The sequence below is a fragment of the Fibrobacter sp. UWB13 genome (assembly GCF_900177805.1).
In the GTDB taxonomy this organism is placed as follows: Bacteria; Fibrobacterota; Fibrobacteria; order Fibrobacterales; family Fibrobacteraceae; genus Fibrobacter.
On the sequence record NZ_FXAX01000004.1, the window covers coordinates 17,584 to 31,549 of the forward strand.

13 protein-coding genes are annotated in these 13,966 nt (G+C 48.5%); all 13 read right to left on the minus strand.

Annotation, left to right across the window (positions count from 1 at the left end):
• Position 1: 1 nt before the first annotated feature.
• Entirely contained in the window at positions 2-889 is an 888-nt protein-coding gene (pyrF, locus tag B9Y77_RS13700) for an orotidine-5'-phosphate decarboxylase (protein ID WP_085492044.1), read from the minus strand.
• On the minus strand, positions 889-2,133 hold the full coding sequence (locus tag B9Y77_RS13705) for a TrmH family RNA methyltransferase (RefSeq protein ID WP_085492045.1): 1,245 nt from the start codon (positions 2,131-2,133) through the stop codon (positions 889-891). The genes pyrF and B9Y77_RS13705 overlap by 1 nt, the downstream gene beginning before the upstream one ends.
• A complete protein-coding gene (dxs, locus tag B9Y77_RS13710; RefSeq protein ID WP_085492046.1) occupies positions 2,130-3,998 on the minus strand; it encodes a 1-deoxy-D-xylulose-5-phosphate synthase in 1,869 nt (622 codons plus the stop codon). The genes B9Y77_RS13705 and dxs overlap by 4 nt, the downstream gene beginning before the upstream one ends.
• Positions 3,999-4,886, minus strand: coding sequence for a polyprenyl synthetase family protein (locus B9Y77_RS13715; protein WP_014546321.1), 888 nt, complete (start codon positions 4,884-4,886; stop codon positions 3,999-4,001).
• 275 nt (positions 4,887-5,161) lie between these two features.
• Positions 5,162-6,790, minus strand: a complete 1,629-nt coding sequence (locus B9Y77_RS13720) for a carboxypeptidase-like regulatory domain-containing protein (RefSeq protein WP_085492047.1) — start codon at positions 6,788-6,790, stop codon at positions 5,162-5,164.
• Positions 6,787-7,623, minus strand: a complete 837-nt coding sequence (locus B9Y77_RS13725; protein ID WP_073425402.1) for a TIGR02147 family protein — start codon at positions 7,621-7,623, stop codon at positions 6,787-6,789. Before B9Y77_RS13725 ends, B9Y77_RS13720 begins: the two co-directional genes overlap by 4 nt.
• A 98-nt stretch (positions 7,624-7,721) precedes the next feature.
• Positions 7,722-8,093, minus strand: coding sequence for a hypothetical protein (locus tag B9Y77_RS13730; RefSeq protein ID WP_085492048.1), 372 nt, complete (start codon positions 8,091-8,093; stop codon positions 7,722-7,724).
• A 9-nt stretch (positions 8,094-8,102) separates the two neighbouring features.
• A complete protein-coding gene (locus B9Y77_RS13735; protein ID WP_254900052.1) occupies positions 8,103-9,392 on the minus strand; it encodes a GGDEF domain-containing protein in 1,290 nt (429 codons plus the stop codon).
• A gap of 110 nt (positions 9,393-9,502) precedes the next feature.
• Positions 9,503-10,552, minus strand: coding sequence for an SGNH/GDSL hydrolase family protein (locus B9Y77_RS13740; protein WP_085492050.1), 1,050 nt, complete (start codon positions 10,550-10,552; stop codon positions 9,503-9,505).
• A 117-nt stretch (positions 10,553-10,669) separates the two neighbouring features.
• Complete coding sequence (locus B9Y77_RS13745; RefSeq protein ID WP_254900053.1) at positions 10,670-11,506, minus strand: PDZ domain-containing protein; 837 nt, start codon at positions 11,504-11,506, stop codon at positions 10,670-10,672.
• 44 nt (positions 11,507-11,550) lie between these two features.
• On the minus strand, positions 11,551-11,964 hold the full coding sequence (locus tag B9Y77_RS13750) for a hypothetical protein (protein ID WP_176221775.1): 414 nt from the start codon (positions 11,962-11,964) through the stop codon (positions 11,551-11,553).
• Positions 11,924-12,862, minus strand: coding sequence for a hypothetical protein (locus tag B9Y77_RS13755; protein ID WP_085492052.1), 939 nt, complete (start codon positions 12,860-12,862; stop codon positions 11,924-11,926). Before B9Y77_RS13755 ends, B9Y77_RS13750 begins: the two co-directional genes overlap by 41 nt.
• A gap of 22 nt (positions 12,863-12,884) precedes the next feature.
• Positions 12,885-13,802 carry a DUF6345 domain-containing protein gene (locus B9Y77_RS13760; RefSeq protein ID WP_085492053.1) on the minus strand — a complete coding sequence of 306 codons (918 nt, stop codon included), beginning with the start codon at positions 13,800-13,802 and terminating at the stop codon, positions 12,885-12,887.
• Between the last annotated feature and the right edge of the window lie 164 nt (positions 13,803-13,966).

Below are 13,966 nucleotides of genomic sequence, written 5' to 3' on the forward strand. Positions count from 1 at the left end.
ATTAAAGCTGGCAAGCCTCTGCGAGTTTTTCGAGTGCATCGACGCAATCGTTCGCGTAGTTTGCCGGCGTATCGTTACGCTGCCAAGCAAAGTTGAGTCCACTGCTCGAGTTGAGCACATGGAACTTGCGCTTGCCGCCACCGTTTTGGATAGCCTGGAGAACAGTCTTGGCATCGCCGCCCTGACCACCCGGCACGCCCGGAATGGACACGCCCGGAATGAGGAACGGGATTTCGTGTTTGTGAGCAACGGTGTAAGCCGTAATCTTCTCAAGTTCTTCCGGGTGGGTTGCACCGACAACGGCACCGAGGTAACCCTTGTCAGCATCCCATTCCATAATCTTGTCCGCTACGGAATAGAACGCTTCGGCAACGTCGCGCGGATCGTCACTGCGAGTAACAGGCAAATCCTGGAAATCGTGAGCGCCCTTGTTGCTTGTGCGGAGGAGCACGTAGGCACCGTTTTCGCTATCTTCGCGAATGAACGGACCGACAGAATCGGCACCCATCCACGGAGAGACGGTCACGGCATCTGCACGGTAAACATCGTAAGCGGCGTTGGCGTAGGCGGCACTGGACTTGCCAATGTCACCGCGCTTTGCATCCAAGATAACCGGGATGCCTGCGCTTCTGTAATCGGCAATGAGCTGCTGCAAAACGAGCATCGACTGCACGCTCACGCATTCGTAATAAGCGCTGTTCGGCTTTACGACAGCCGGCTGCACGTTACGCTTGAGGCAGCATTCCAAGATGTCGGAATAGAAGCGCTTTATGCGGTCTTCGGGAGTGCCTTCGAGCGGGATGAGCTTGAGCACAGGGTCCATGCCCATGCACACCGGGTTGCCGCACTTTGCAATACGCTGTTCAAGGCGATCGTAAAAGCACGTCATTACTTCAATTCCTCCTGAATCTGGGCGGCTTCGTAAGAGAGAATGCCGTGTGCGACAGCCACATTCAGAGATTCAAGTTCACTGCTCATCGGGATCTTCACCGTTTCGTCGGCGAGTTCGATGAAGTACGGGTTCGTGCCAGCACCTTCGTTACCCACGAGGAAAGCCATCTTGCGGAGCTTGTGAGCCGGGATTTCGCGGAGGGACTGCTTAGCATGCAAATCCGTAGCGATGATGGTATAGCCCTTGCTGCGAAGGAAGTTAATCTGGTCCACGAGATCCACGTCGAATTCAAACGGAACACGGAGGAACGTACCCGAGGAACCGCGAACGACCTTCGGGTTGAACGGGCTCACGGTACCACGACCGAGAATCATGCCCGAAGAATTGAAACCAAGGCTCGTGCGGAAAAGCGTGCCGAGGTTACCCGGATCCTGCACGGCATCCACAAGCGTAAGCACGCTGCGGCTCGTTTCGTAGACCGGCTTCTTGCTTGCGATGTTGCAGTAAGCGATGATGCCCTGCGTCGTCATCGTCGAAGAGAGGCGCTTCATCTGGTCTTCGGTAAGAGTGTGGAGCGTAATTTCGGCTTCGTTAATAGCTTCGATGAGTTCTTCATTTTCAAAGCCTTCGACAACGTAAACAGAAATCACGAGTTCGCGGTGGTGCTTCACGAGTTCTTCAACAACGTGAACGCCTTCACCAAGGAACTTGCCTTCGCGTTCGCGACCCTTTTCAGTCGTGCAAGCGATGAGGCGCTTGAACCACGGCGGTGTAGAGCCTGCATCTTCAACGGCTTCAATCTGGGCGGCGCGTGCTTCGAGTGCGGCTTCGTCCAAGTTTTCGTCAACGGCTTCCTTCTGTTCCGGACGCTGACGGTAGACCGGGGCGTTCATGGCACCGCGCGGTCCGCGGTTAAACGGCTTGTCGCCAAAGCGGCGCGGACGGCGATCACGGTCAAAGCGACCACCACCACGGCGTTCTTCACGATTGAACGGACGGCCTTCGCGGTTTTCATCGCGGTTGTCACGGTCGAAACGGCGTTCACCACGGTCAAAGCGGCGGTCGCCGCGGTCACGGTCAAAACGACGATCGCCACGATCACCACGGAACGAGGGCTTGTCGCCAAAGGAACCGCGGTCATCGTCACGACGAGGGCGGCGTTCAGGAGCTTCACTGACTCCGAATTTACGATCCAGCGTGATTCTTACAGTACGCTTCGGTTTGTTTTCTTCTTCACTCATAGTTTTTCCATCAACTGTTTGGCGACGGATTCCCCGTCAATTTCTAAGATCTTGTAGAGAGCCTTGATTTCTCCCTGTTCAACGAATCTGTCCGGAAGACCAAACCGGTACAGCTTCTTGTCCGTATAGCCGAGATCGGACAAAAGTTCCGCAATGGCTGAACCATAGCCACCCACCTTCGTATTGTCTTCGAGCGTCACAATGACATTGTGGCTGTCAAACAGCGAACGGTAGCATTCCTGGTCTAGCGGCTTAATAAAACGGGCATCCACAAGCGTCGGGTTGTATCCGTTTTCACGAAGCACGGCGGCTGTTTTCTTGAGTTCATTTGTCATGAAGCCGGCACCCAAAAGGAGTATGCCGGAGCCCTTCTCAAGAATCTTGGGGCTTTTATAATCGAACAGTCCTTCCGAGGGGACAAGCTCTGCAGAAAGTGCAGTGCCTCTCGGATAGCGGATAGCCACGACACCTTCCATATCGATGGCGGCAGTCAACATGTCGCGCAGTTCATTTTCATTGGAGGGTGCCAAGATGGTCATTCCGGGAACAGTCCGCAAGAACGACAAGTCAAAGGCGCCATGATGCGTCGGACCGTCAGCACCGACAAGGCCGGCACGGTCGAGCACAAGCACCACATGCAAGTTCTGGAGTGCAATGTCGTGGATAATCTGGTCGTAGGCGCGCTGCATGAACGACGAATAAATCGCGACCACAGGCACAACGCCATCGCAAGCCATGCCCGCCGCAAACGTCACGGCATGCTCTTCGGCAATGCCCACGTCAATCACGCGGTCCGGGAGTTCCTTTGCGACGATATCCATGCCGCAGCCTGTAGGCATTGCAGCCGTGATCCCCATGATGCGCTTGTCCTTACGGGCAAGCTGCAAAAGCGTATTGCCAAACACGCTCGTGAGAGACGGGTTCGGATTGCCCGGAGCAAGCGGGAGTCCGCTTTCAGGGTCGAACGCCCCGCAACCGTGATACTTTGTCGGATTCTTTTCGGCAGCATCAAAACCGCGACCCTTCTCGGTCAGCACATGAACAAGGCACGGCCCCTGCTGCTGCTTGACGCGTTCAAGAATCATCACGAGTTCATCGATGTCGTGACCATCAATCGGACCAAAGTAGCGGATGCCGAGGTCTTCAAAGAAGCGACCAGGCTTCACAGCGTTCTTCGCCGCATTCTCGACCTGCAAGAAGAGGTCACGGAAACGAGAACCCAGAATGCCCGGCAAACGATGCATCAGGCGATCCAGGTCCGTACGCATCTTGTTGTAAACCGGATCCGAAATCACGCGGTTCAGGTACTTGCTAAAGCCGCCGATGTTCGGTGCGATACTCATCTTGTTATCGTTCAAGATGATGGTCATGTTCTGCTTGGAGGCGCCAACGTTATTGATAGCCTCGTAAGCCATACCGCCCGTCATGGAGCCATCTCCAATGACAGCAACCACGTTGTTGTTGCGGTTGAAATGGTCGCGCGCAACGGCAAAGCCGAGAGCCGCAGAAATAGACGTCGTGGCGTGGCCCGCCCCGAAGCAGTCGTAAACGCTTTCATTCCTCTTGAGGAAGCCGGAAATGCCTCCCTGCTGGCGCAAGGTATCGAATCGGTCATAGCGACCGGTCAATAGCTTGTGCACGTACGCCTGGTGTCCCACGTCCCACACGATCTTATCGTCAGGTGCGTTGAACACGTAGTGCAGCGCAAGAGTCAGTTCAACAACGCCAAGGCTCGATGCCAAGTGACCACCGTGCTTAGCCACTTGACCAATGATGGTCTCGCGGATCTGCGCGGCGAGATGGTTCAGTTCCTCGACGGAACAGTGCTTCAAGTCCTGAGGCGACTTAACGTCTTTCAGTTCCATTTATTTCACTCGCGTGATGATGTATGCCGCTATAGAACGGAGGATGGAGGTATCGCATGTAAGGCCATCCAAAGCCTTGATGGATTCCTCGTAGAGTTCCCTAGCGCGTTCCCTAGACTTTTCCAGTCCAACGATGGACGGGTAAGTTGCCTTGCCCTTTTCGATGTCAGACCCGGCGTCCTTACCGAGTTCTTCGGTCGTAGAGACAATGTCCAGAATGTCATCCACAATCTGGAAGGCAAGCCCGATGGAGCGGCCGTAGTTGCGGATGATTTCCATATCCTTTTCACTTGCCTTTGCAAGCATCGCACCCACGAGGAGAGAGGCTTCGATGAGGGCTGCCGTCTTGTGGTAGTGAATGTAATCGACAATTTCGAGATCGACAGTCTTGCCTTCGCATTCGATATCGGTCATTTCGCCACCGATCATGCCGTAAGTGCCGAGCAAGTGAGCAAGGAGTTCGATAGCCTTTGCGTTACCGGTCTTGCCCATCATCTCGAAGGCGTGGATGCAGAGGGCGTCGCCAGCCATCACGGCAGTAGCTTCGCCAAACTTCTTGTGGCTCGTGAGCTTTCCACGGCGGTAGTCGTCGTTATCGACACACGGAAGGTCATCGTGGATAAGGCTGAACGTGTGGAGCATTTCGAGAGCGCTCGTTGCAAGCCAAATTTTTTCTCCCTTGCCGCCAAACATGTCGAACGTGGCCTTCGCAAGTCCCGGACGTAAGCGCTTGCCGCCTGCGAACATGGAATAGCGCATAGCCTCGTGCAAACGGCACGGACGGTCCTTTACTGGGGGGAGATGTTCATCAAACTTCGCCTCGGCATCTTTTGCGATGCGGGCGAGATATTCCTGAGCAATTTTTGCTTCTGATTCAATAGACTGCATGTGCACAAAGATACTTAATTCGAGGCGCACTTAAAAGGGCTTTACCACTAAAACTAGAGTTTTAAATCTTTAATTTAAGAAGTTTAGCATGCGGGAGGGGCCCCAGCTCGGAGTTGCGAAGGCCGCACGGGCCCCTCCCTGCACCCTCCCCATCCTTGGCCGACGCTTTTTTCTCTAAACGAGTCCACATACATAACAAAAAAATAACAAGTCCTCGCTTATTACCGAGAAACTTGTTAATTTTAATTTATTTGTAAAAAGTTATTTCTAAATCTCTAGAAAAGAGCGCCATAGAGCACTATATCGTCGAGATAGAATTCTGTTCCATTTCTTACGAAGAAATGCAGCTGGCGGACATCGTCCTTAAGCGTATTCCATGCGATATAGCAGTTGCTTACATCCTGGGCGGTATAGCACAGGTCATCGTATTTCACGACATAACGCGTCCATTTCTGAGAATTCAGGTCCTTCCATTCCGAGGCGGCCTTGAGCGAGAGCCCTGCGACTTCGGATTCACGGGTCCAGTTTTCAAGAGACACGCGAATCTGGCCCGAACCCTTGGCATAGAACGAAATAGAATCGAGCGTGGAGAGGTTCCAACCTTCGTCGCGGAGGAACATGCCGGTCAAAACCCAAGCGTAAATATTATTCGTTCCCACCAGGTTGTACTTTCCGTGGAACACCTTGGACTTGCGCTCGTTATCCGTATCGAACGACTTGGACAGAATCTTGGAGCCAACAGAATCCGTGCTAAAATACCAGTTTCCGGTATCCTTCACGTTTTCGAAGTTCTGCATCACTACATACGGATAGTCGAAATCAGCAGAGCCCTTGGAAGGCGCAATGCGCTTTGTTACATACAAGCTATCTTTAGTAGTGACAACATAGATATCGAGCGAATCGTTCGTCGGGAGCGTCGGGAGTGTGAACGTCCCTTCTTCGTTCGTCTTCGTCAAGACGTCGAGACCATAGACACCCACCCACGCATACTTTTCGCCGGCATGGAGTGTCACACGGCTCATGTAGTTTGCCGTTTCCTGAAGTTCAATCGTATCAAGGGCAGCAATCTGCTTTGCCGAAAGCACCTTGGAATAGGCGGCACCCGACTGCATTACAGTGAGGCGGTAATCGCCAGACTTCAAGGAATCAATGACAAAGAGACCGTCCTTGTCAGCATAAGCATCTGCTTCGGCAATGACGTTACTCACGTGCAAAGAATCAACACGCGCGTCAGCCTTGCGGATTGCAAGCGATGCATACGGAACAACCTTGCCGTCTGCCACTGCCACAAACTTAACCTTCCCGGCGTACGGGTCCGGCTTTTCGGGCTGGAGGTCAACCATTTCCGTTTCGTTCGGCGAGAGCTTTACAGCCAAGTCATCATAGACCGTGTTGTCGTCACCGCGCAAGAAGTACACCTGCAACGAGTCGTTCGATGGCAACTGCGAGAGCATAAAGCGGCCGGTCGAATCCGAGCGCACAAGCACATCCATGCCGCGCACGCCCACCCAGACAAAGTCGCAATCTTCAGGCACATCCGCCAAGCCGCCAAGGGCCGCAGTCGGTTCAAGGTTCACGCTGCCCAAGGTCGTATCGCCCGAGTAAAGTCCAGTGTAGGCAGAACCGCCATACACAATCGTCAAGCGGTACTCGCCTTCCGGAGCCTCGAACGAGAAGTTACCGAGGGAATCCGCGTAGAAGTCCGCGTTCACAAGTTCATTTGTCGCACTATCAGCCGTCGAAGTGTGATCAACACTTCTGATAGCCACACGTGCATAAGACGCCACAGCGCCATTGCCCAAGTAAGCAATGCCGTTCGTCGTTTCGCTGCCGGGGCCACCAGCGACCTTGTCCGAGCAGCTCCAGAGCATAAGAGCTGAAAGTATGCAGGCTAGCCTTTTCATTTTGACTTCTCCTGCAGTTTCTTAGTAAAAGCAAGCGGGAACAGCTGAACATTCAGCTGGAACACCGTATCGTCACCCGTACCATCCTGCGAAAGACGCAGCAAGTCCGAGCGGAACTCCTTGATCTTTTCACGAATGAGCTGGATATCGTTCATGTTGAACGTCATCGTCACCGTGCTGATATCGCGCAGAGGAGGCGCATGCCGTTCCAGCGATTCACCCGCAAGGCGAATCGTCTCCTTCTGGAATGTCCGAACCGCTTCGGATCTCCAGTTACCACCTGTACTCACAAATGTATCATTCACTTTCCAGTACCCGTCCTTACCCTCAGAAATCATGTTCAGGTCATGCAGGAGTTTGATGGCATCCTTTGCCTGCTCCACCGTGATAGCCGGCGTGCAGCATTCGGCAAGACCTTCATAATCATCTTTAAAATTACAAATACCGATAACAGAACGGATAGCGTTGTAGTACCAATGGCGGTAAAATTCAAGTTCTTTTTTGGCAAGGCGCTTTAAGGGAATACCCTTCAAAGCTTGCATCTTCTCGTAATGGTTCAAGGCTTCCTGGTCGCTTTTCGCGCGACCGAAGTACACGAGTTCCGACCAGTAGGCGGTTTCCTTTTCGTCAAGCTCAAAGAACTCTGCCATCGGCTTGATGAAGTTTACAGCGAGGTGGATTTTACCCTGCGAAATACGGAGGAGGTTGCCGGGGTCTGCGCCGAGCTTCATTGCCATGTATCGCCAGGATATAACGGTCTTACGCTTCTTGAAATCTTCAAAAGCATCCCTAATCCATTCGCGATAATCGGTATATTCAAAAATCGGTTTCACAGAAATTCCTCACGGCGAGCTGCCGACACTAGACAATGCGGGCGGTTTGAACCTCTATAAAGATATCTATATATGGTTCAATAGGTTAGGGTACGCCGTTATCGTTCGTTGTGGAATTTTACAACGGACGCCGAACCGCCAGAGCAAGTCGACTGCCAGGAGCACTCCAACAAATCGCTAAAACGAGTGTCGCCACAGCGGCCATCAAACACGAGACCGCCCTTTTCATCTAGCTGGTAAAAGACTTCGTAAGAGATTTCAACGAGCTTGGACTTGAGCACCACCGGATCGCTCATTACCTTCGATGTGATTTCAATCACACATTTGTCTTTGGACTCCGACGATTCTGCCGCTTCGTCAACGGCATTCCAATGGAGCTGAATTTGCTTAAAGCCGTCCACTTCCGGATGCTTGGAGCACGAAACGAGCCACAAGACCGAAACTGCGAGAATAAGCCAAATGCGGATCATCGTGAACCCTTAGTGGTTACGTCTGAACGTTGCGACCGTCACGCGGTTGCGGCCATTTTCCTTAGAAGAGTAGAGAGCCTTGTCCGCACGGGCAATGAGAGACTTCGGATCTTCGCCAGGCACCATCTCGGTCACGCCGAAGGAGCAAGTCACCTGCTGCTGCGTGATAAGCGTCGAAGCTTCGATCGCCTTGCGCAACTTCTCGGCGAGGAACGCGGCATTCTGGATGCTCGTGTCTTCACTCAAGATCACAAATTCTTCGCCGCCCCAGCGCACGAGCGAGTCCGTATTGCGGATCATGCCCTGCACGAGCTTTGCGAGATTCACGAGAACTTCGTCACCGACAAGATGTCCGTAAGTGTCGTTCACGTTCTTGAAATGGTCAATGTCGAAAATCATGAACGAGACCGGAGAACCCGTGCGGTTGAGCTTTTCCTGTTCGCGGAGGAGCACACCGCTGAAGCCTGCGCGGTTGAGACAGCCCGTGAGCGGGTCTTCCTTGCTGGACTTTTCGTATTCACTCTTTTCGATTTCGAGAGCTATGAGGTTCTTCTTGAGTTCTTCTTGCTTCTTCTTGTTCAGAGCGCGTTCACGACTGTAGTCAAAGAATCTGATGATCAAGATGATAAGGAAGGTGACAAACCAGAGAGCGACAAGCGTCGTCACGAGGTCTACCTGCGAAATCTTCTTGCCCTTGAAGCGAAGTCCCTTGATTTCCCAACCGCCATAACCGAGCGGAGCGTTCGTACCAGTCTGGATTTCAATAAGCGGGATATTCGAAAGGTCTACGCGAGCCTTGTGAACGTTGATTTCGTTCTGGGAAACCCACCAGCCAGCCACGCGGAATTCCTGCGGGACAAACACAGCCGGATACGGTTCCTTGGTCGGAGTAAATTCGATTTCGTTAAACTTGAGGGAAGTTTCGTCATTCTTGCGGTAGAGAGCGCTATCGTAACCGCGCATGTAAAGGCGGACGGAACCCTCGTTACGCGGCTTGAGCCACACGAAGATGCTGTCGTAGTTGGAAAGGTCGCGGCCCATGGTCTTGCCATCGCCGAGATAGACCTTGATGCCCACATACGGGTAAGCGTAACCTTCACGGAGTTCATACTCGATGAGGACCGAGCTATCGGTGCGCGTCATGGAAATAGCAGAAGTACCGCCATCCACGGAGTCGGCACTTGCGACCACGTACGGATATTCGCCGAGATTAATCTCCATGATGTCGTCTAAGAAATGCCTATACGCAAACATGGCTACGGCAGTAATTACCAGAAGCACAATAATCAGGAAATTCATCCTGAAAAGGGCATAAACTTTTCTCATAACTTTTGAAGACATAATCACATATCCATTTTTGGCATCAGTGTTTTCTAAATATATAAAAAAGGATTTTTCCCGTGCCTAAATTATCTTGAAAGCCACCGTCCAAGCCGGGCTATTATGGGCCTCAAGGTGTTCGCGAGTTCTTCCTGGGAATGGGTGTCAGGATGTCCATGCAAACCGACATTCGACGTGAGAACGTGTTTATATTCCAAATCCTTGTGACCGGCAGCAATTTGAGCGTCGTAAATCGACTTTATCGTCGGGGCGAGGTCATCATTGGGCCATACTTTCGTGGAAACGAGCAGGAATTTTACGCCGGGGTGCGCCTTGCGGAGCTTATCGAGCAATTTAGCATATGCTTTCTTGAATTTTCCTTTATCTGCATACGGCGGATTACCCTGAAAATCGTTAATTCCTTCAAAAATTACGATGACCTGCGGGTGGAACTTTTCCAAATCCCAGCGTTCCGGCTTCGTATACGAGGTCACGGAGCCCATGACCGTGTAATCATAGAGTCGTTCGTACGTCCATTCGGGTACCATGTTGTCATAGTTGCGCACAAGGCCGCGTCCGCTGTAGGCATTCACCTGATAGTCGGCATTGAAACCGCTCGCAAGGAGGTAGGCGTAGCTCTTGGAAGCGTTCGTCTTGTCAAACTCGGGCGCGTCCTCGGCAGAGGAGCCTTCGCAGCCATAGCCCGCGGTAAAGGAATCGCCGATGAACTCGATGCGGCGATTGGACGGCTTGGGTGCTTCGCCAAATTCACCATCGACGGAAATGCCGTAGAACTTGATTTCGGGAACGCCGCTTTCGCTAATCTTGATGAAACGGTACTTGTGGAAATTGCCATCGTCCTCTACCTTGATGGTTCGCTCTTCCTTGGAATCGACTTCGAACTGTTCAACGGGCTTGCCGTCGCGGTCTAGGCGCCAGCGGGAATGACCTTCGACCGTAAACGTAATCTTTGAAGCCTTGGCGTTGAACGTGATGGATGCGGCAGGCGCACTCGCGCGGCTTACGCCGTTATCATGGGCCCAGCGGCCATTGAACAGAAGGTTTTCCATAGAAGAGGATGCTCCGAAAGAGTACGCGGCAAGCGCACCCAGGAAAAGGAATATGCGGACAAGATTCATTGAAGGAATAGTAGAAATTTAGACGAAAAACGAAATACGACAAAGCCTCCAATTCATAAAAAAGGCCCCGACTTTAACAAATCGGAGCATTCACAATCTAAATAGATTGCAACTTAATTATTTCAGCATAACATTTTTTCCACTAACAGAGCCGTTGTGCTCGATAGTTACCATATAACGGCCACTGAGAACATTCTCCAAATTCCATTTCAGAGAATTATATCCAGATCGAGCGTTTTCATAAACAAACGTTGCAACCACAGAACCATCAGCATTCATAATGGTAATTACAGCATTACCGGCAGATTTCAGTTCAAAACCAACCGACGTTCGACTCAGTTCTTTCAATATCGCCGATACGTTTTTATTTAAATTGGGCCGTTTCACTTTGTGGGCAAACTCGTTCTTTTTTTCGACGTAAACCCCATTTAGCCCCCTAGCAAAAACCGGCGATTCCGACTTTACCAACGTTCCGTTTTGCAACACAGCCACCAGTCGCTTGTCACCTTCAGTCGCACCAGCATAAGTTTCAATCTCCTGAGCATTTAACTCAGACTTATTGCCATACCAAGATTCAATTTGTTCACTATCCAAATCCTTTACCGTAATCTGAGTACGGCGAAGCGTTGTTGAAAGTGTATCACCATTGCTGACGAAAATGATTTCAAGTGGTCTATTTTCCTGTCCACGAAGTTTCGACTTCGACACTTCAATAGACATACCTTTAAGCGATTCTCCATCAACCGCAATGATAATATCTTTTGCTTGTAGCTTTGCCTCTGCAGCGGGTGTGCCGGGGATAACCTCCGCAACTTCAACACCATCTTTTGTTTGACAAATCAAAACACCAATACCACTGAAAGATTCAGAAGCAAAGAGGGATGTCACCGACATCAAGAAACACAAAGGAATTGAATAAAAACAATTCTTCATAAAACCTTCAAAAAAATGCATAAGCACCTCTTTTAATGAAACTGTACCTTTTCTTAAGCAATAATCTACTCTCTAAAAACAACAGTCTTAACAAAAAAACGCTTTCTTTGTAGCACGAGATATTTTGCAAACAGCATATCGTTCGGAATATCCACTTCAACCTCAGCCATGCAACTGCATGACGTACTAACGTCACCTTTCGTTTTCGCATCCACAAATAACGTATCACCATTCATATCAGAATAAAGTGAAAATTCAATATCTCCACAAGAAACCGGAATTTCAATATTCGCATATACCTGACCATTGGCCCTTTTCTCAAAATACACCGTATCATTCGTCGCGGTCTCTTGATTTTCACTATCACTTTTAGACAACGTTTGTACAGGACGATCCTTACAGCGATCCTTTATGCTAAAATTCAAATTGCCTACGTCTTCACTTGCGGAGCACGAACATAGAACCGCTAACGCCGCCATTAGCATAATGAATATGTTTCTTCTTACCATTTTTATAATTCCTCCATGATTTAAGTGAATGCGGAGCATCTATAATTGTAAATACAGATTCCCCATTATCAAGTTCCATAGTTGCAGTATAGGATATACACGGATGCAATTTTATTTTGCCACCATCTTCAACTTCACAATACGCCTCTGCAGCACTATTGGCAACTACAGATTTAACATTTCTTCTTTCATGAGTCTGTCTATTTTCCAAAGAATCAATGGTTGTAGAAACAACCTCACCTAACGCATTTTCATTTTCATCGACGCTTTCTTCTGTTTCAACGTATTCCAACGTTGTTTTCAAATCACTCATCATAATTTCAGCCCATTTGAGCTTACCATCTGAATCTAAAGCAATCGTAAGGTAATCATACGCACTACGAACAATTCTGTTATTATACACTCTTTGATAATTAAAAATGTAGCCTATTTCTTCAGCTTTATCAGAATAAAGATCAAACTGTTGTTCTACATCAAGAGATATAAAATCAAATTGTTTAGCAATAAAATCGGGTAATAGTTTTTTTAGAACTAACTCACTAAACTTCGATTCATTTTTTTTCATCTTATCCATAGCAATACGGAACTTATCATTTTTTATCCGTAACGAATTATCATCATTTTTCAAGACGCTACATTTTCCTTTTAAAGAAAGCATAATTAAAGACTGCATCTTCGACGTTGTATCCACATCTACCACAAACGACTTTCTAGAATCTTTTCGTACTGCTGTAGAAAAACTCATACGGTGACCAGATATCAAATGTCGTTCTTTCAAAAACTTTTTTGCTGATTGATCAAACCTCAAATTTGGTTTTGAATAGGATACGCAAAACATCAACAAAATAGTAACTAAAATTTTCATCATAAGAAATAACCTTCCTCTTACCTTAATAATATTTAGGAGAACCAATAGAAACAGCCTTAAATCTTATCGAATACCCACTAACGCTGCCATCACTTACAGGAGCATCATAAGAAAGTGCGTACGATTCTAAGGACATATCCAACGCATTTCCATTTGTTCCCTGTTTATAGAAATAAGCAATAGCAGGTTTATATCCCGTTATACCAGTACTATAACCTAACGCGCTATCATCTTTAAAGTTTTTATAAACTTTTTTCACAGCAGATACATAAGAGTCCCATATTCCACTTCCATTTTTAATAAAGTATTGTGCAAAATAATTAAAGCGATCTTCAGTTCGCCAACGAGCACTACTATACCAATGTTTTTTAATCGTTCCTTGCCACCCATTTGCATAATTACCCAAAATAGCATGAACCCCATTAAACATACTTGCAATTATAGCCATTTTATTATAATCAATATTTTCATTATCACTCAAGCTAGCACTCAACCGATCACTCTTATTCACATTCAAAAACATACACGCCTCAAGGAAAACCCAACGAGTTTTCCCGCCAAATCTTTTTGTATTGATTCCAAAATTTTGTTGTTTATCATGGAAAAACAGCGTTTGAGGTTCCCCATGCCCAGAAAAGAAAACGATTTCTGAATTATCAGTATAATCCGTCAAAAAGCTATTCGCAGTCGCATTAGCATTTTCCCGATCACGTAAATGTCGAACCGTCGTATTAGGATATTTCGCTTTTATCTGACTAGTCATTTGTTCAACAAATCTATTTTTATCAGCAATTGACCGTGACAAATCATTGCATCGTTCCACCCTTGAATAATCATTAATCGCATACGTAGACATATTCACTTCCGTAGGAGCTCGTAATAAAACACCAGCATATACAGAACAAGCAGCAAAAAGCATCATTAAAGATAATTTCTTCATTTATTCATTCCTTCATTGTTAACCACAATATATACAAAATAAAAATTTAGAACAAGAAAAAAAACTTTACTCAAAATTTATTTATTTATAAACTAAAAAAAATAACTCACCTAGTCGATAGTATTCTTTTATATAAAAAAGACCCCGCAACGGTGTGCGGGGTG